Origin of the sequence: Pseudomonas putida (assembly GCF_001941965.1) — a bacterium.
Lineage (GTDB): Bacteria > Pseudomonadota > Gammaproteobacteria > Pseudomonadales > Pseudomonadaceae > Aquipseudomonas > Aquipseudomonas putida_L.
In genome coordinates, this window is record NZ_MKZO01000058.1 from 149,237 (window position 1) to 166,282 (window position 17,046).

General features: G+C 64.3%; 17 protein-coding genes. 6 read left to right on the forward strand and 11 right to left on the reverse strand.

The window, feature by feature from the left end:
- Positions 1-24: 24 nt before the first annotated feature.
- From PSEMO_RS26375 to exbB, 3 genes are read right to left on the reverse strand one after another with little or no spacing between them, the layout of a single operon-like run.
- Positions 25-765, reverse strand: a complete 741-nt coding sequence (locus PSEMO_RS26375; protein ID WP_075805839.1) for an energy transducer TonB — start codon at positions 763-765, stop codon at positions 25-27.
- Positions 762-1,190 (reverse strand): TonB system transport protein ExbD, encoded by a 429-nt coding sequence (gene exbD, locus PSEMO_RS26380; RefSeq protein ID WP_075805840.1) that lies wholly within the window; start codon positions 1,188-1,190, stop codon positions 762-764. Before exbD ends, PSEMO_RS26375 begins: the two co-directional genes overlap by 4 nt.
- Positions 1,191-1,193: 3 nt before the next feature.
- Positions 1,194-2,192, reverse strand: coding sequence for a tonB-system energizer ExbB (exbB, locus tag PSEMO_RS26385; protein ID WP_075805841.1), 999 nt, complete (start codon positions 2,190-2,192; stop codon positions 1,194-1,196).
- 197 nt (positions 2,193-2,389) lie between these two features.
- On the opposite strand from exbB, the gene PSEMO_RS26390 reads away from it, so the two are divergent.
- Positions 2,390-3,250, forward strand: a complete 861-nt coding sequence (locus PSEMO_RS26390; RefSeq protein ID WP_075805842.1) for an NAD-dependent epimerase/dehydratase family protein — start codon at positions 2,390-2,392, stop codon at positions 3,248-3,250.
- 107 nt (positions 3,251-3,357) lie between these two features.
- Here PSEMO_RS26390 and PSEMO_RS26395 read toward each other — a convergent pair whose 3' ends face one another.
- The 5 genes from PSEMO_RS26395 to PSEMO_RS26415 all read right to left on the reverse strand — a co-directional run bounded on the left by PSEMO_RS26395 (position 3,358) and on the right by PSEMO_RS26415 (position 8,032).
- Positions 3,358-4,095, reverse strand: a complete 738-nt coding sequence (locus PSEMO_RS26395) for a hypothetical protein (RefSeq protein ID WP_075805843.1) — start codon at positions 4,093-4,095, stop codon at positions 3,358-3,360.
- Between the two features lie 56 nt (positions 4,096-4,151).
- Positions 4,152-4,532, reverse strand: a complete 381-nt coding sequence (locus PSEMO_RS26400; RefSeq protein WP_009394407.1) for a RidA family protein — start codon at positions 4,530-4,532, stop codon at positions 4,152-4,154.
- A gap of 23 nt (positions 4,533-4,555) precedes the next feature.
- Entirely contained in the window at positions 4,556-6,667 is a 2,112-nt protein-coding gene (gene spoT, locus PSEMO_RS26405; protein WP_075805844.1) for a bifunctional GTP diphosphokinase/guanosine-3',5'-bis pyrophosphate 3'-pyrophosphohydrolase, read from the reverse strand.
- 60 nt (positions 6,668-6,727) lie between these two features.
- Positions 6,728-6,991 carry a DNA-directed RNA polymerase subunit omega gene (gene rpoZ, locus PSEMO_RS26410; protein WP_075805845.1) on the reverse strand — a complete coding sequence of 88 codons (264 nt, stop codon included), beginning with the start codon at positions 6,989-6,991 and terminating at the stop codon, positions 6,728-6,730.
- Positions 6,992-7,159: 168 nt separating this feature from the next.
- Positions 7,160-8,032 (reverse strand): LysR family transcriptional regulator, encoded by an 873-nt coding sequence (locus PSEMO_RS26415; RefSeq protein WP_075805846.1) that lies wholly within the window; start codon positions 8,030-8,032, stop codon positions 7,160-7,162.
- A 205-nt stretch (positions 8,033-8,237) separates the two neighbouring features.
- On the opposite strand from PSEMO_RS26415, the gene PSEMO_RS26420 reads away from it, so the two are divergent.
- The 4 genes from PSEMO_RS26420 (at position 8,238) to PSEMO_RS26435 (ending at position 13,630) form a co-directional block, all read left to right on the forward strand.
- Positions 8,238-9,620, forward strand: coding sequence for a glutamine synthetase family protein (locus tag PSEMO_RS26420; RefSeq protein ID WP_075805847.1), 1,383 nt, complete (start codon positions 8,238-8,240; stop codon positions 9,618-9,620).
- Between the two features lie 16 nt (positions 9,621-9,636).
- Positions 9,637-11,130, forward strand: a complete 1,494-nt coding sequence (locus PSEMO_RS26425; protein WP_075805848.1) for an aldehyde dehydrogenase — start codon at positions 9,637-9,639, stop codon at positions 11,128-11,130.
- 149 nt (positions 11,131-11,279) lie between these two features.
- Positions 11,280-12,044 (forward strand): gamma-glutamyl-gamma-aminobutyrate hydrolase family protein, encoded by a 765-nt coding sequence (locus PSEMO_RS26430; protein ID WP_075805849.1) that lies wholly within the window; start codon positions 11,280-11,282, stop codon positions 12,042-12,044.
- Between the two features lie 53 nt (positions 12,045-12,097).
- Complete coding sequence (locus PSEMO_RS26435; RefSeq protein WP_075805850.1) at positions 12,098-13,630, forward strand: APC family permease; 1,533 nt, start codon at positions 12,098-12,100, stop codon at positions 13,628-13,630.
- Positions 13,631-13,651: 21 nt separating this feature from the next.
- Here the strand turns inward: PSEMO_RS26435 and gmk are convergent, their stop codons facing one another.
- Positions 13,652-14,272: a guanylate kinase gene (gene gmk / locus PSEMO_RS26440; RefSeq protein ID WP_075805851.1), complete on the reverse strand. Its 621-nt coding sequence runs from the start codon at positions 14,270-14,272 to the stop codon at positions 13,652-13,654.
- A gap of 13 nt (positions 14,273-14,285) precedes the next feature.
- A complete protein-coding gene (locus tag PSEMO_RS26445; protein WP_075805852.1) occupies positions 14,286-15,149 on the reverse strand; it encodes a YicC/YloC family endoribonuclease in 864 nt (287 codons plus the stop codon).
- 210 nt (positions 15,150-15,359) lie between these two features.
- On the opposite strand from PSEMO_RS26445, the gene rph reads away from it, so the two are divergent.
- Complete coding sequence (rph, locus tag PSEMO_RS26450; protein ID WP_075805853.1) at positions 15,360-16,082, forward strand: ribonuclease PH; 723 nt, start codon at positions 15,360-15,362, stop codon at positions 16,080-16,082.
- Between the two features lie 150 nt (positions 16,083-16,232).
- On the opposite strand, the gene PSEMO_RS26455 is transcribed toward rph, so the two are convergent.
- A complete protein-coding gene (locus PSEMO_RS26455; protein ID WP_075805854.1) occupies positions 16,233-17,012 on the reverse strand; it encodes an exodeoxyribonuclease III in 780 nt (259 codons plus the stop codon).
- Positions 17,013-17,046: the final 34 nt, after the last annotated feature.

The window sequence follows — 17,046 nt, forward strand, 5'->3', positions numbered from 1 at the left end:
GCCGCGTTGCGGCCCCAGTTTGGCTTAGCGCCGGTTCTTCTCGAGAGAGAAGACGAACGGTGCCTTCAGGTCGATGACGCCGTTGGTCAGGATGTCCTTCGGCGGCGCGGGCAGCGGTTGCGCTCTGCGGATCATTTCCAGGGTCGCGCGGTCCAGCGAGGCACTGCCGGACTTGCCGACCAGCTCGTAAGACACCACGCGGCCTTCGGAGTCGACCACGAAGCGCAGCTGGGTGATACCGGTCTGGCCGCGGCGACGCGCATCTTCCGGATAGCGCTTGAACTTGGCCAGGTGGTTCAGCAGCTCGCTCTGCCAGGTTGCCTTGGCCTGGCTGTTGCTCGGCACGCTCGGCGCCGGAGCAGCCGATTTGGTGGCTGGCGCCGGGCTTGGCGGGGCGTCGGCAACTTCCTGCTCGACCGGTTTCTCCTTCGGCTCTTCCTTCTGCTCAGGCTTGGGCGGTTGTGGCTTGGCCTTCGGCTTGGCAGGCTTGGGAATCGCGATCTTCGGCTTCGGCGCCTCGACCAGCTTCGGCAGCGGCGGTTCTTCCACCGGTGCCGGTGGCTGTGGCGGCGTCACCACCTGGGGCGGTGGTGGCGGTGCCGGCTCCGGCATCGGTGGCATTGCGATCATCATGGCCGCAGGCGGCAATTCGATAGCCTCTGGCCGGGACCAGTTCAGGGTCAGCGCAATGGCGATGGCATGCACCGCCAGCACGAGAAACAGGCTACCGCCATAACGCCCCAGCTTGTACCGGGTCTCGATCATTTCTTCGCTGCCGTCTCAAGCCCGACCAGGCCGACCTTGAGGTAGCCGGCGGCGCGCAGAATGTTCATGACGTCCATCAGATCGCCGTAGTCCACGCCCTTGTCGGCCTGGAAGAAGATCGTGGTTTCCTTGTCGCCCTTGGTCTTGGCATCCAGCATCGGACCCAGTTGGTCGTGCTGCTGGACCAGTTCTTCACCGAGGTAAAGCTTCTGGTCGGCCTTGACGCTGAGGAACACCGGTTTTTCCGGCCTGGGCGCGGGCTTCGCCGTCGAGGCCGGCAGGTCGACCTTGATGTCGACCGTCGCCAGGGGTGCCGCGACCATGAAGATGATCAGCAGCACCAGCATCACGTCGATGAACGGCGTTACGTTGATTTCGTGGTTCTCGGCGAGATCGTCGCCACCTTCATTAAGATGCAGGCCCATGGCTTACCCCACTTTCACCATGTGCGGCTGAGCGGAACGCTCGCCTGGCTGGTGGTCCAGATCGCGGCTGACCAGCAGCAGGACCTGCGCCGAGGCGTCGGAAACCTGGGCCTTGTAGCCGGCGATGGAACGGGCGAAGACGTTGTAGATCACCACGGCCGGGATGGCTGCGACCAGGCCCAGGGCGGTGGCCAGCAGGGCTTCGGCGATACCCGGGGCGACCACGGCGAGGTTGGTGGTCTGGGTCTTGGCGATGCCGATGAAGCTGTTCATGATGCCCCACACGGTGCCGAACAGACCGACGAACGGTGCAGTGGAACCGATGGTGGCGAGGACGCCGGTGCCGCTGGACATGTTGCGGCCGCTGGCGGCTACCAGGCGTTCCAGGCGGAAGCTGACGCGCTCCTTGATACCCTCTTTCTCGCGGGCGTTGGCCGAGAGGTGCATTTCCTCGAGGGCATCGTGGATCAGCACATGGGCCAGGGTGCCCGGCTTGTCGGCCTTGTCGGCGGCGTCCTTGAGCGAAACGGACTTCTTCAGTGCGGCGATCTCACCACGCAGGCGGCGTTTGGCACCCAGCAGCTCGAAGCCTTTGGCGATCCAGATGGTCCAGGTGATGATCGAGGCGATGGCCAGGCCGATCATCACCGCTTTGACCACCACGTCGGCGTTCTGGTACATGCCCCATGGCGACAGGTCGTGGCCCATGCCCAGGGTGGTGTCTTCAGCCAGAGGCTCGCCGTCCGCATTCAGGGGCTCGGCTGCGCCTTCCACTGGCGCTGCGGCCGGATCGACCGGAGCGGCGGCGGCTTGTTCTGCACCTGGAGCGGCAGCTTCTGCGCTCGGGTTCGCTGGAGCGGCGGCTGCGGCAGGTGCTGCCGAAGCTGCCGTTGGCTCTTCAGCCATCGCGGCGGGTGCCAGCAGCAGGCTGAACATCAGCGCTGCGATGGCGCGCAGGGCGCGCGACGTGGTTGGCGAAGCGGAAGGTTGGATGCGTGTCATGCTGGCCGGACCTGATGAAGAAGAATGAGTGGATGCTCTTCAGGGCCTCGAAACAGGCCGAGAACAGAAAAATGGGCGGCCATTATTGCAAGTAATTCTTGTTAGCAGAAGTAATAAAGTAGCTTTTTTTACTTCGATCGCTAGCCGCCTATCGATTTTGCCGGGATAGTTCAGCCTTTGATTACGGGAGTTTCAGCATGTCAGCATCTTCGGTTCTGGTAGTCGGCTGCGGCGATGTCGGGGGCCGACTGGCCACGCAATTGCTGGCGGGCGGCTGGGCAGTGAGTGGTTTGCGGCGCAACGCCAGCGCGGTGCCGGCGGGCGTCACGGCCATTGCTGCTGACCTTGAACAGCGCGAAATTCCGGCAGATTGGCCGACGATCGCCCCCGATTACCTGGTCTATTGCGTTGCGGCGAGCCAGCACGACGAGCCGGGTTATCGCTCGGCCTATGTCGAGGGGCTGCGCAATGTGCTGGTTTGGCTCGCCGAGCGTGGACAGAAGCCGCGGCGCCTGCTGTTCGTCTCCAGCAGCAGCGTGTTCGCGCAGAAGGACGGGGAGTGGATCGACGAAACCGCCGAGACCGTCCCGCAGGAGTACTCCGGGCGGGTGATGCTGGAAGCCGAGCGTCTGGCGCTGGACAGCGGGATTCCGGCCAGTGTCGTGCGGTTGACCGGAATCTACGGACCGGGTCGTGAGTGGCTGCTGAGCCAGGTTCGGCAGGGCTATCGGGTGACGGAAGAGCCGCCGCTGTACGGCAACCGCATCCATGCCGAGGATGCCGCCGGGTTGTTGGCGTTTCTGCTGCGTGCCGATCACGATGGGCGGGCGCTGGATGCCTGCTATATCGGCGTGGATGATGCGCCGGCGCCGTTGGCCGAGGTGGTGGCCTGGCTGCGTGAGTACATGGGGGTTACCGAGTGGTCGGAGCAGCAGCGGGTGCGGCGCACTGGTAGCAAGCGCTGCAGCAATGCCCGCGCCCGGGCGTTGGGCTGGGCCCCGACCTATCCGAGCTACCGCGAGGGCTACGCCGCGATCCTCGAGAGCCAAAAGCCCTAAAGCACGACGCGGACCCCTGTGGGAGCTGGCTTGCCAGCGATAGCTATGGTGAATTCACTACAGCAATCGCTGGCAAGCCAGCTCCCACAGGGTCCGCGTCGCGGGTGTTATTTGCGCTCGAGCAACCAGCGCCGGGCCCCCGGCCGCAGCTCCGGCATTTCATCCGGCCGCGCTTCGTTGACGGCCTGGAAAATCTCCAGCTGCTTGCCGTCACGCTTGAAGATCCACGGGTTGCCTTGCTGATTGCGCTCCAGCCACATGCTGTCGTACTTGCCGGTCATGGTCGCGCAATCGCCGGCCAGGCACAGGGCATAGCGGTCGAGGTTGGGCAGGCCGTCGAGGCTGCCGTTATCCCGGAAACGCACGGTGCCGCCCAGGCCCGGGCCGTCGAGGACGCGCCAGTCGCCTTTCATGTAGGCGCCGTACAGCGCCTTCTCGAAAATCGCGCCCGGCGGAACATCAGGATCGATTTCGTTGGTATTGCGCTGGAAACGCTGCTCCGGCGCCCATTCGCTGCTCGCCTGGACCAGTTCCTTGCCGTCCAGCTCGAGGTTCTCCACCTGGTCGCCTTCCAGCTGCACTTGCCAGTGGTCCTCGTCGATGGCCTTCAGACGGCCCTCGACCAGTTCGAAACCGTTGCTGTAACTGGCCTGGCCCGCGGCAATATTGACCTTCCACTCGAAGTTCGGACCGTTGCGCTCCAGCGCGTAGCGCAGGCCGGTGCCCTTGGAGGCAGCATCGATCGCGGCCTGGTTGATCCAGATGCCGTTGTAGTCTTCGGGTTTGTGGCTGGCGCAGCCGCCCAGCAGTGCGGCAACCAGGGAAAGGGCAAGCGCGTGGCGCATGACGGGGTCCTTCAGGATAAAGATGCGGCGAACCGGACGGCTCGCCGCAGGGGGTATTACTCGAGTACCAGGATAGCGTCCATCTCGACCTGCGAACCGCGTGGCAGGGCGGCAACGCCGATGGCCGCACGGGCAGGGTATGGCTGCTCGAAGTAGCGGCCCATGACCTCGTTGACCTTGGCGAAGTGGCTCAGGTCGGTCAGGAAGATGTTCAGCTTGACGATGTCCTTGAAGGAGCCGCCAGCCGCTTCGGCCACCGCCTTGAGGTTCTCGAACACCTGGACGGTCTGGGCTTCGAAGCCCTCTACCAGCTCCATGGTCTTCGGATCGAGGGGGATCTGGCCCGACATGTAGACGGTGTTGCCAGCCTTGATCGCCTGGGAGTAGGTGCCGATGGCGGCAGGTGCCTTGTCGCTGTTGATGACGGTCTTGGTCATGGTGACTCCTTGCAAGGGAAGGGCTACGCGCGCATGCGGGTGATTCGGATGACCCCCGTCAGCGCACGCAGTTTCTTGATCACGCGGGCCAGGTGCACGCGGTCGTGCACGCTGACCACCAACTGGACGACGCTGATGCGGCCATCACGCTCATCCATGCTGATTTTCTCGATGTTGCCATCGGCGGCGTTGACGCTGCTGGCCAGCAGGGCGATCAGGCCGCGCTGGTGTTCCAGCTCGACGCGCAGTTCGACGTTGAACTCGCCGGTGACGTCCTTGGCCCAGGACAACTGGATGCACTTTTCCGGGTTGTGGCGGATTTCGCTGATGTTCCGGCAGTTCTCCAGGTGCACCACCATGCCCTTGCCCGCCGACAGGTGACCGACGATCGGGTCCCCCGGGATCGGCGTGCAGCACTTGGCGTAGCTCAGCACCAGACCTTCGGTCCCGCGGATCGCCAGCGGGCCTTCCGGGTTCGGCAACTGCTCGCCCTCGGTGGACAGCAGGCGGCGGGCGACCACGTAGGCCATGCGGTTGCCCAGGCCGATGTCTTCCAGCAGGTCTTCGATCAGTTCCAGACGGTACTCGGCGAGCATCGCCTGGATGCGCTCCTGCGGAATCTTGTCGAGGGCGCTGTCGAAACCGTTGAGCACCTTGTTCAGCAGGCGTTCGCCGAGGTTGATCGACTCGGAACGGCGCTGCAGCTTGAGCGCGTGGCGAATGTGCGTGCGTGCCTTGCCGGTGACCACGAAGTTGAGCCAGGCCGGGTTCGGCCGGGCGCCCGGGGCGCTGACGATCTCGACGGTGGAGCCGCTTTGCAGCGGTTCCGACAGCGGCGCCAGGCGGCGGTTGATGCGGCAGGCGATGCAGCTGTTGCCGACGTCGGTGTGCACCGCGTAGGCGAAGTCGACCGCGGTGGAGCCTTTGGGCAGCTCCATGATGCGGCCCTTGGGCGTGAACACGTAGACCTCGTCCGGGAACAGGTCGATCTTCACGCTCTCGATGAACTCGAGGGAGTTGCCCGCACGTTGCTGCAGTTCCAGCACGCCCTTGACCCACTGCCGTGCGCGGGCGTGGGTGCCGCCTTTCGGCTTCTCGTCATCGCTGGACTTGTACAGCCAGTGCGCGGCGATGCCGTTGTTGGCCATCTCTTCCATCTCGCGGGTGCGAATCTGGATCTCGATGGGCACGCCATGCATGCCGAACAGGGTGGTATGCAGCGACTGGTAGCCGTTGGCCTTGGGGATCGCGATGTAGTCCTTGAAGCGCCCGGGCAGCGGCTTGTACAGGTTGTGCACGGCGCCGAGCACGCGGTAGCAGGTGTCGACCTTGTCGACGATGATGCGGAACGCGTAGACATCCATGATCTCGTTGAAGGCGCGGCGCTTTCCGCGCATCTTCTTGTAGATGCCATAGATGTGCTTCTGCCGGCCGCTGACCTCGCCTTCGATACCGTCGACGGCCAGGCAGTGGCTCAGCGACTCCTCGATCTTGTTGACGATTTCCTTGCGGTTGCCACGGGCGCGCTTGACCGCCTGGTAGATGCGCGCCGAGCGCATCGGGTACATCGCCTTGAAGCCCAGGTCCTCGAACTCGATGCGCACGCTGTGCATGCCGAGGCGGTTGGCGATCGGGGCGTAGATCTCGAGGGTTTCCTTGGCGATGCGCCGGCGCTTTTCGCCGGACAGCACTTCCAGGGTGCGCATGTTGTGCAGGCGGTCGGCCAGCTTGACCAGGATCACGCGGATATCCCGGGCCATGGCCATGGCCATCTTCTGGAAGTTTTCCGCCTGGGCCTCGGCCTTGGTCTCGAAGTTCATCTGGGTCAGCTTGCTGACGCCATCGACCAGCTCGGCGACGGTCTCGCCAAACTGCGAACTGAGGGCTTCCTTGGCGATGCCGGTGTCTTCGATCACGTCGTGCAGCATGGCCGCCATCAGGCTCTGATGGTCCATGTGCATGTCGGCGAGGATGCTGGCGACCGCCAGCGGATGCGTGACGTACGCCTCGCCGCTGCGGCGGCGCTGGCCGTCGTGGGCCTGCTCGGCGTAGAAATAGGCCCGGCGGACCAGGTTGACCTGGTCTGGACCCAGATAGGTCGATAGGCGATCGGCGAGGGCGTCTATGCTCGGCAAGATTCGACCTCCTGCCGAGGATAGGGGACCCGCGCCGTACAACGTCGACCAGGCATGGACTTAGACGGCCTCGTTGGCCTCGTCCTCGAAGGTCGGGAAGACCGGGTCTTCGGTGACGATATCTTCGGCGGCGATGAACTCGGGGGTGACGATACCTTCGGCGATTTCACGCAGCGCTACGACGGTAGGCTTGTCGTTTTCCCACGCCACACGTGGCTCTTTGCCGCCGGTCGCCAGTTGACGGGCACGCTTGGTGGACAGCATGACCAGCTCAAAACGGTTATCAACGTGTTCCAGGCAGTCTTCAACGGTTACGCGGGCCATGGTGTTCCTCGAATAGCGAATGCGGTGTTCTGCCCAAAGGTGGGCGAGTGGACTCGGCAGTTTAAAAAATAACCAGCCTTTAGGGAAGCGCTGTTTTCGGCCGCGAGCCCGGAATAGGCTGACGATACCTACTTGTAAGCGTCTATTTCAATAGTCTTCATCTATTGCTCAGATCAATGCATTGCGCAAGCGCGGCGTGAGCTCGTCGAACAGGGTCTGCACCGAGCGCAGGGCCCGGCAATCCGGACGGGTCAGCAGCCACAACTGGGTGTCGCAGCCGGGCAGGGCATCGCTCAGTTGCGAGACGCCGGGCAGGGTATGGGCCATGTAGTCCGGGAGTGCCGCCACGCCCAGCCCGGCGCCGACCATCTGGGCGATCGAGGAGATCCCGCTGCAACGGTAGCGCGGCAGTACGCCGGGAAATTTCTCGCTGCGCCAGACCACGGTGGGGTGGTCCTGCATGGAGTCGTCGGGGGCGATCCACGGCACGCTGGCCGGGTTTTCCTCCAGGCGCGGGCGAAACTCCTCACGGCCACAGATGACGTATGACGCCGATCCCAGGCAACGTCCTACGAGATGCTCCGGCGGGGCGTTGGTCAGGCGCAGGGCCAGGTCGGCATCCCGCCGGCTGAGGTTGGCGAAGGTGTTGGAGGTGGCCAGTTCCAGGGTCAGCGCCGGATAGGCCGGCATGAATTCGGCCAGGGCCGGCAGCAGCAGGCTGTGCAGCACGGCGTCGGTGCAGGTCAGACGCACCGTGCCGCTGACCACCTGCTCGCCATGGGCCAGGGCCACCCGCGCCGCGTCCAGCGCCTGTTCGGCACGCTCGGCCTGCTCGGCCAGGGCCTGGGCGGTGCCGGTGGGGATATAGCCCTTGCGGCTCTTCACGAACAACGCCGTACCCAGCGCCGCCTCCATCCGCCGGATCGAACGGAATACCGTGGAAACGTCGACCTTGAGCAGTTCCGCCGCCTTCGCCAGGGAGCGACCGCGGACCAAGGCGAGAACCAGGGAGAGGTCGGCGTGGCTGATCTGATATTGCATCGGTGCACTCTTCGCTTGCCAAAACGCCAATGTCTGTTTGCGTGGAGGCCATTCTATAGTGCGAACGTGGCCGTCAAGCAAGGTTTGTCGCGCCCGCCGTTTCTTCCGATGGACTACCCGAGAACAAGACCAGCCATCGCCCCCGAATACCCGCGTTACTTCCCTACATTGCTGCCCCTATAAAAATTCCAAAGGATGCCTAGCCATGACGTCGGTCTCCCCGTGCGCCATCCCCGTTGATGAAATGGGCGAATTCCTCAAGGCCCACCCCGAGGTGCAATTCGTCGATCTGCTGATCGCCGACATGAACGGGGTCGTGCGTGGCAAGCGCATCGAGCGGGCGAGCCTGGTCAAGGTCTATGAAAAGGGCATCAACCTGCCTGCCTCGCTGTTCGCCCTGGATATCAACGGCTCCACCGTGGAAAGCACCGGCCTGGGCCTGGATATCGGCGACTCCGACCGCATCTGCTACCCGATTCCCGGCACCCTGAGCTTCGAGCCCTGGCAGAAGCGCCCCACCGCGCAATTGCTGATGACCATGCACGAGCTGGATGGCACGCCGTTTTTCGCCGACCCGCGGGAAGTGCTGCGCGGCGTGGTGGAGAAGTTCGACGCCCTGGGCCTGACCATCTGCGCCGCGTTCGAGCTGGAGTTCTACCTGATCGACCAGGACAACCTCAACGGACGCCCGCAGCCGCCGCGTTCGCCGATTTCCGGCAAGCGCCCGCAATCGACCCAGGTGTACCTGATCGACGACCTCGACGAATACGTCGATTGCCTTCAGGACATGCTCGAAGCCGCCAAGGAGCAGGGCATCCCGGCTGACGCCATCGTCAAGGAAAGCGCCCCGGCACAGTTCGAGGTGAACCTGCACCACGTCGCTGATCCGATGAAGGCCTGCGACTACGCGCTGCTGCTCAAGCGGGTGATCAAGAACATCGCCTACGACCATGAAATGGACTCCACCTTCATGGCCAAGCCCTATCCGGGCCAGGCCGGCAACGGCCTGCACGTGCACATCTCGCTGCTGGACAAGGCCACCGGCAAGAACATCTTCACCAGCGAAGACCCCGAGCAGAGCGAAACCCTGCGCCACGCCATCGGCGGCGTGCTGGAAACCATGCCGGCGTCCATGGCCTTCCTTTGCCCGAACATCAACTCCTACCGCCGCTTCGGCGCCCAGTTCTATGTGCCGAATGCGCCGAGCTGGGGCCTGGACAACCGCACCGTGGCGGTCCGCGTGCCGACCGGCAGCAGCGACGCGGTACGCATCGAGCATCGGGTGGCCGGCGCCGACGCCAACCCTTACCTGATGATGGCCGCGATCCTCGCCGGCATTCACCACGGTCTGACCAACAAGATCGAGCCGGGCGCGCCGATCGAAGGCAATTCCTACGAGCAACTGGAACAGAGCCTGCCGAACAACCTGCGTGATGCCTTGCGCGAGCTGGACGACAGCGAAGTCCTGAACCAGTACATCAGCCCCGACTACATCGATATTTTCGTCGCCTGCAAGGAAAGCGAACTGGCGGAGTTCGAGGTGTCGATTTCCGACCTCGAATACAACTGGTACCTGCACACGGTCTGATGCCCGGAGAACAACAATGACAATCCCGTCTCGCGAACAGTGGGAATCCCTTTATCAGAGCCTGCGCGTCGAGGGCCGTGCCTTCGTCGACGGCGCCTACCGCGATAGCGTCTCCGGTGACCGCTTCGAGTGTGTCAGCCCGGTGGATGGCCGTGTCCTGGCCGCCGTTGCCAGCTGCGATGCCGCCGACGCCGAACTGGCCGTGGCGGCGGCCCGTCGCAGCTTCGACAGCGGCGTCTGGGCCCATCAGGCCCCGGCCCAGCGCAAGCGCGTGCTGATCGCCTTCGCCGATCTGCTGCTGGCCAATGCCCAGGAACTGGCGCTGCTGGAAACCCTGGACATGGGCAAGCCGATTGCCGATTCCCTCAGCATCGATATCCCGGCGGCGGCGAACTCGATTCGCTGGTCGGCCGAGGCCATCGACAAGGTCTACGACGAAGTCGCGCCGACCCCGCACGACCAGCTTGGCTTGGTCACCCGCGAGCCGATTGGCGTGGTCGCGGCCATCGTGCCGTGGAACTTCCCGCTGATGATGGCCTGCTGGAAGCTCGGCCCGGCCCTGGCGACCGGCAACTCGATCATCCTCAAACCGTCGGAAAAATCACCGCTGACCGCCCTCCGTGTCGCCCAGCTGGCGCTGCAAGCCGGTATTCCGGCGGGGGTGTTCAACGTGCTGCCTGGCTACGGCCACACCGTCGGCAAGGCCCTGGCCCTGCATATGGACGTGGATACCCTGGTGTTCACCGGTTCGACCCGGATCGCCAAGCAGTTGATGGTCTATGCCGGCGAATCGAACATGAAGCGCGTGTGGCTGGAGGCGGGGGGCAAGAGCCCGAACATCGTCTTTGCCGATGCGCCTGACCTGAATGCCGCGGCTGAAGCCGCTGCGGCGGCCATTGCCTTCAACCAGGGCGAGGTGTGCATCGCCGGCTCGCGCCTGCTGGTGGAGCGTTCGATCAAGGAGCGTTTCCTGCCGCTGGTGGTGGAAGCGCTCAAGGCCTGGAAACCCGGGCATGCGCTGGATCCCGAGACCCGTGTCGGCGCCCTGGTGGACGGCACCCAGCTGGACACCGTGCTCGGCTACGTCGAGGCCGGCAAGGCCGATGGCGCGACCCTGGTCACCGGTGGCGAGCGTGTGCTGGAGGAGACCTGTGGCGTGTATGTACAGCCGGCGATCTTCGATGGCGTGACCAACGCCATGCGCATTGCCCGTGAGGAAATCTTCGGGCCGGTGCTGTCGGTGATCACCTTCGACACGGCCGAGGAAGCCATCGCCATCGCCAACGACTCGCCGTTCGGCCTGGCGGCGGCGGTGTGGACGGCGGATATCTCCCGCGCCCACCGTAGCGCCCGGGCCCTGCGTGCCGGGAGCGTGTGGATCAACCAGTACGACGGCGGCGACATGACCGCGCCGTTCGGTGGCTTCAAGCAATCGGGCAATGGCCGCGACAAGTCGCTGCATGCGTTCGACAAGTACACCGAACTGAAGGCGACCTGGATCAAGCTCTAAGAGATCTCTGGCGCGGCGCGGACCCTGTGGGAGCTGGCTTGCCAGCGATGGCTTTAGTGAATTCACCATCGCAATCGCTGGCAAGCCAGCTCCCACAGGGGTTCGCGTCGGCTTGGTGAGTCATGTGTTGCTCAAGAGAGGCTGAATCGATGAAAAACCCTTTGATCGGCGTCACCTCATGCCGCCAGATGCTCGGTCACACTGCCTCCCACACCGTGGGCGACAAGTACGTCGAGGCCGCCGCCTTTGCCGGCGTGCCGCTGATCCTGCCGGCGCTCAACGACGCGCTGGACCCGCAGCGCCTGCTGGAGCGCCTCGACGGCATTCTTTTCACCGGTTCGCCTTCTAATGTCGAACCGCATCATTACAATGGCGCCCCCAGCGCGGAAGGCACCCGGCACGACGTTTACCGTGACCGCCTGACCCTGCCGCTGCTGCGCGCGGCCATCGCCGCCGGTGTGCCGGTGTTCTGCGTTTGCCGGGGTTTCCAGGAGCTCAACGTGGCCCTGGGCGGCAGCCTGCACCAGCGGGTCCAGGAGCTGCCCGGCTACCTGGACCACCGCGAGCTGCAGGACGCCCCGCTGGAGGTGCAATACAGCCCGCGTCACCCGGTCACGGTCGAGCCCGATGGGCAATTCCAGCGACTGGGTCTGCCGCACAGCTTCATGGTCAACTCGCTGCACAGTCAGGGCATCGATCGCCTTGCCGATGGCCTGCGCGTCGAAGCACTGGCGCCGGACGGGTTGATCGAAGCGGTTTCCATGGAGGACGCACCCGGCTTCGTGCTCGGGGTGCAATGGCATCCGGAATGGCGTTATGCCGAGAATCCGGTTTCGTTGCGTCTGTTCCAGGCGTTCCGTGCAGCCTGTGAGGCTTATGCCGGTGGCCAGCGCTACCGTGAGGCCAACTTGTAGCGGGCATCCCTGGATGCCCTGAAAAACAATTCCAAAAACGGCGACATCTACTCATGAGCGAATTCGAAGCAAGCCTGTCCGCGGGCACGGCGGGACAGGCTCGCAAGGCCTCCAAGGGGTTGGCCAAGGGCCGCCTCGGCCTGCTCGCCAGCATCGTGCTGGGCATTTCCACCATCGCCCCGGTCTACACCCTGACCGGCGCCCTCGGGCCGACGGTGCGGGAAGTCGGCCAGCACCTGCCGGCGGTGTTCATCGTCGGCTTCCTGCCGATGCTCCTGGTCGCCCTGGGCTACCGCGAGTTGAACGCGGCGGAGCCGGACAGCGGCACGTCCTTCACCTGGTCGGCGCGGGCCTTCGGCCCGATGATCGGCTGGATCGGCGGCTGGGGCCTGGTCACGGCGACCACCATCGTGCTGTCCAACCTCGCCGGGGTGGCGGTGGACTTCTTCTACCTGTTCCTCGGGCAACTCACTGGCAGCCACGAGGTGGCTGCGCTCAGCGACAACCTGCTGGTCAACGTGGTGACCTGCTGCGTATTCATCGCCATGGCGGTGTGGATCTGCTGTCGCGGGATCGGCACGACCATGGCCGTGCAGTACGGCCTGGTGGCCTTGCAACTGGTGGTGCTGGTGGGCTTTGCCATGGCCGCGTTCGGCGGGTCGAGCGAAACCCCGCCGATGGACTTCGATATCAGCTGGTTCAACCCCTTCGGCGTCGAATCGTTCTCGGCCTTCGCTGCCGGCCTGTCGCTGTCGATCTTCATCTTCTGGGGCTGGGACGTGTGCCTGACCATGAGCGAGGAGTCGGTGGGCAGCGATGAAGTCCCCGGCCGCGCCGCGACCCTGACCGTGCTGCTGATCCTCGGCCTGTACCTGGTCACCGCCATCGCCACCCTGCAATTCGCCGGGATCAGCGAGGAAGGCCTGGGCCTGAACAACCCGCGCATCCAGGAAAACGTCTTCGCCCACCTGGCCGGGCCGGTGATGGGGCCGATGGCGATCCTGATGTCCATCGCCGTGCTGGCAAGTACCGCCGCTTCGTTGCAGTCGACCTTCGTCTCCCCGGCGCGCACCTTGCTCGCCATGGGTTACTACGGCGCGGTGCCGGAGCGCTTCGCGCGCATCTGCCCGCGTTCGCAGACCCCGCGCTACGCCACTATCTGCGCCGGCGTCGCCGCCGGGGTGTTCTACGTGACCATGCGTACCCTCAGCGAAAACGTGCTGGCCGACACCATCACCGCCCTGGGCATGATGATCTGCTTCTACTACTCGCTGACCGCCTTCGCCTGCGTCTGGTACTTCCGCCACAGCCTGTTCGACAGCCTGCGCCACTTCTTCATGCGCGGCCTGTGCCCGCTGCTGGGCGGGGCGATTCTCTCGGTGATCTTCGTGCAGACGGCCATCGACAGCGCCTCGCCGGAATTCGGCAGCGGCTCGCATGTGGGCGGGTTGGGGCTGGTGTTCGTGATCGCGATGATCATCCTGCTGCTGGGCATCGTCCTGATGCTGCTGTCGCGTCTGCGCGCGCCGGCGTTCTTCCTGGGCATGACGCTGCGGCGTCACGCGACCGTCCCCAGCCGCCGTTAAGCGGCCGGGGCAGGCGAGGGCTCAAGCCAGCAGTTGCTTGAGCAGCTCGCCGTGGCGCTGCTGCTGACCGTCCCGTTGCAGGCGGTTGGCGCGGAACACCGCTTTCAGGTCTTCCAGGGCGGTGGCGAAGTCGTCGTTGATGATGACGTACTCGTACTCGTCGTAGTGCTCCATCTCGCTGACCGCTTCGCGCATCCGTCCTTCGATGATCTCGTCACTGTCCTGGCCACGGTTGGTCAGGCGCTGGCGCAGGGCCTGCTGGCTCGGCGGCAGGATGAAGATCGAGCGGGTTTCCGGCATCAGCTTGCGCACCTGCTGGGCACCTTGCCAGTCGATTTCCAGGATCAGGTCATGGCCCTGGTCCAGGGTCTGCTGCAGGGCGCTGCGCGAGGTGCCGTAGCAGTTGCCGAAGACTTCGGCCTGCTCGAGGAAGTCGCCCTGGGCATTCAGGCGATCGAACTCGGCGCGGTCGACGAAGTGGTAGTTCACCCCGTCGTGCTCGCCCGGGCGCATGGCGCGGGTGGTGTGCGAGACCGACACGCGGATGTGGTTCAGCTCATCGGTCAGGGCCTTGACCAGGCTGGTCTTGCCGGCGCCGGACGGGGCGGAAATGATGAACAGGGTGCCGCTGCTGTGTTTCATGATGGGGGTGGCCTTACTCGATGTTCTGTACTTGTTCACGCATCTGCTCGATCAGGACCTTGAGGTTCACTGCCGATTGCGTGCTGCGTGGGTCGAAGGCTTTGGAGCCGAGGGTATTGGCTTCGCGGTTGAGTTCCTGCATCAGGAAGTCCAGGCGCCGGCCGGCCGCACCGCCGGACTTGAGCACGCGGCGCACCTCGGTGACGTGGGTGGCGAGGCGGTCGAGTTCTTCGGCGACATCGCTTTTCTGCGCCAGCAGGACCATTTCCTGCTCCAGGCGCTGCGGATCCAGCTCGGCCTTCATGTCGGTGAAGCGGTCGAGGATCTTCTGCCGCTGTGCGGCGAGCATCTGCGGGACCTGGGTACGCAGGGTGGCAACTTCCTGGCTCATGCTGTCGAGACGCTCGTTGATCAGCCGGGCCAGCTCGGCGCCTTCGCGGTTGCGGCCGTTCTTCAATTCGGCCAGGGCGTCTTCGAACAGGCCCAGGGCTTCCTGGTTCAGCGCTTGCGGGTCGGCGGCGTCAGCCACCAGCACGCCAGGCCAGGACAGCACGGCCAGCGGGTTCAGTGGCGCGGGGTTCTTGATCAGGCCGGCGACGGTTTCGGCGGCTTCCACCAATTGGCGGGCGCGCTCCTGGTCCACCTGCAGGGACTTGCTGGCGTTTTCCTCGGTGAAGCGCAGGGTGCATTCCACCTTGCCGCGGGAAATGCCCTGCCGCAGGGCCTCGCGCACTGCGCCTTCGAGGTCGCGGAAGGCTTCCGGCAGGCGCAGGTGGGGTTCGAGGTAGCGATGGTTGACCGAGCGCAATTCCCATATGAGGGTGCCCTGGGTCCCGGCTCGTTCGACACGAGCGAAGGCGGTCATGCTGTGCACCATGGGAAGTACCTCGCAGATAGATGAAGGGGAAAGCCGACAGGCTGCAAAGGCGCAGGATTGTAACGCAGTGCGCTGCCCGGTCCCATCCACTGATGTTACAAACCGCCGGGATTGGGTGGGGTGAATACCGACCGGGGGCTTTGGGTGTCCTCCCGGGCCCTGGCGCTCTATAATGCTCGGCAGTTCGAACCCCCAGTACAGGTATCCCTTATGAAACGTCCAAGTGGTCGCGCCGCCGATCAGCTTCGCTCGATCCGCATCACCCGCAACTACACCAAGCACGCCGAAGGGTCGGTACTGGTCGAGTTCGGCGACACCAAGGTCGTCTGCACGGTCAGCGTCGAGAATGGCGTTCCGCGCTTCCTCAAAGGCCAGGGCCAGGGCTGGCTGACCGCCGAATACGGCATGCTGCCGCGCTCCACCGGCGAACGTAACCAGCGCGAGGCCAGCCGTGGCAAGCAGGGCGGTCGTACGCTGGAGATCCAGCGCCTGATCGGCCGTTCGCTGCGCGCTGCGCTGGACATGAGCAAGCTCGGCGACATCACCCTGTACGTCGACTGCGACGTGATCCAGGCTGACGGCGGTACCCGTACCGCATCGATCACCGGCGCCATGGTTGCCCTGGTCGATGCCCTGCGTGTGGTCAAGAAACGTGGCGGCCTGAAGGGCGGCGATCCGCTCAAGCACATGATCGCTGCCGTATCGGTGGGCATGTACAAAGGCGAAGCGGTCCTCGACCTGGACTACCTGGAAGACTCCGCCGCCGAGACCGACCTGAACGTGGTCATGACCAGCGCTGGCGGCTTCATCGAAGTCCAGGGCACCGCCGAAGGCGCACCGTTCCAGCCTGAAGAGCTGAACGCCATGCTGGCGATCGCGCAGAAAGGCATGGCTGATCTGTTCGAGCTGCAAAAGGCTGCACTGGCCGACTGACTCAACGGATAACCCTGTGGGAGCTGGCTTGCCAGCGATAGCTATGGTGAATTCACTACCGCTATCGCTGGCAAGCCAGCTCCCACAGGGTCCGAGTCAAGGCCCACAAAAAAGCCGACCCCATGAGGTCGGCTTTTTTGCATCTGGCGATCAGATCGTCAGCGTCCAGTCGTAGTCCACGATCAGCGGCGCATGCTGCGAGAAGCGCGGCTGGCGTGGCAGGCGTGCGCTACGTACGAAGCGGCGCAGGCCCGGGGTCAGCAACTGGTAGTCGAAGCGATAGCCCAGGTTGAGCATCTCGGCCTGCTCGTTGTCTGGCCACCAGCTGTACTGGTCGCCTTCACGGCTGACTTCGCGCAGGGCATCGACGTAGCCCATGTTGCCGACAATCTCGTCCATCCACGCACGCTCAGGTGCGAGGAAGCCCGGAGACTGCTGGCTGTCGCGCCAGTTCTTGATGTCGAGCTTCTGCTGCGCCACGTAGAGCGAGCCGCAGTAGATGTATTCACGGCGCTTGCGACGCTGCTTGTCCAGGTACTTGGCGAAGTCGTCCATCAACTTGAACTTCTGGTTCAGGTCTTCGTCGCCGTTCTGCCCGGATGGCAGGAGCAAGGTGGCAATACTGAGTTTGTCGAAATCGGCCTGCAGGTAACGCCCGTAGCGGTCGGCTGTCTCGAAGCCCAGGCCGCTGATGACTGCCTTGGGCTGCAACCGCGAGTAAAGCGCCACGCCGCCTTGGGCGGGTACTTCTGCGTCGCAGGCATAAAGGAAGTAGCCATCTAGCTGAAAAGCCGGGTCGTCGAGTTCAAAGGCCGAGGCGCGGGTATCCTGAAGACAGATGACGTCGGCATTCTGAGCTTGCAGCCAGCTGAGCAACCCACGCTCGACCGCAGCCTGAATGCCATTCACGTTCACACTGATGATCCGCATAAATGGCCCCAAAAATCACGTGCGTGTATGATAC

Bases quoted from the DNA above. Each gene is read 5' to 3' on its own strand.
- PSEMO_RS26455 (WP_075805854.1), bottom strand. From the start codon at position 17,012: ATGCGGATCATCAGTGTGAACGTGAATGGCATTCAGGCTGCGGTCGAG.
- PSEMO_RS26425 (WP_075805848.1), top strand. From the start codon at position 9,637: ATGACAATCCCGTCTCGCGAACAGTGGGAATCCCTTTATCAGAGCCTG.
- rpoZ (WP_075805845.1), bottom strand. From the start codon at position 6,991: ATGGCCCGCGTAACCGTTGAAGACTGCCTGGAACACGTTGATAACCGT.
- rph (WP_075805853.1), top strand. From the start codon at position 15,360: ATGAAACGTCCAAGTGGTCGCGCCGCCGATCAGCTTCGCTCGATCCGC.
- exbD (WP_075805840.1), bottom strand. From the start codon at position 1,190: ATGGGCCTGCATCTTAATGAAGGTGGCGACGATCTCGCCGAGAACCAC.
- PSEMO_RS26420 (WP_075805847.1), top strand. From the start codon at position 8,238: ATGACGTCGGTCTCCCCGTGCGCCATCCCCGTTGATGAAATGGGCGAA.
- exbB (WP_075805841.1), bottom strand. From the start codon at position 2,192: ATGACACGCATCCAACCTTCCGCTTCGCCAACCACGTCGCGCGCCCTG.
- PSEMO_RS26445 (WP_075805852.1), bottom strand. From the start codon at position 15,149: ATGGTGCACAGCATGACCGCCTTCGCTCGTGTCGAACGAGCCGGGACC.
- PSEMO_RS26415 (WP_075805846.1), bottom strand. From the start codon at position 8,032: ATGCAATATCAGATCAGCCACGCCGACCTCTCCCTGGTTCTCGCCTTG.
- PSEMO_RS26400 (WP_009394407.1), bottom strand. From the start codon at position 4,532: ATGACCAAGACCGTCATCAACAGCGACAAGGCACCTGCCGCCATCGGC.
- PSEMO_RS26375 (WP_075805839.1), bottom strand. From the start codon at position 765: ATGATCGAGACCCGGTACAAGCTGGGGCGTTATGGCGGTAGCCTGTTT.
- PSEMO_RS26395 (WP_075805843.1), bottom strand. From the start codon at position 4,095: ATGCGCCACGCGCTTGCCCTTTCCCTGGTTGCCGCACTGCTGGGCGGC.
- gmk (WP_075805851.1), bottom strand. From the start codon at position 14,272: ATGAAACACAGCAGCGGCACCCTGTTCATCATTTCCGCCCCGTCCGGC.
- PSEMO_RS26435 (WP_075805850.1), top strand. From the start codon at position 12,098: ATGAGCGAATTCGAAGCAAGCCTGTCCGCGGGCACGGCGGGACAGGCT.
- PSEMO_RS26390 (WP_075805842.1), top strand. From the start codon at position 2,390: ATGTCAGCATCTTCGGTTCTGGTAGTCGGCTGCGGCGATGTCGGGGGC.
- PSEMO_RS26430 (WP_075805849.1), top strand. From the start codon at position 11,280: ATGAAAAACCCTTTGATCGGCGTCACCTCATGCCGCCAGATGCTCGGT.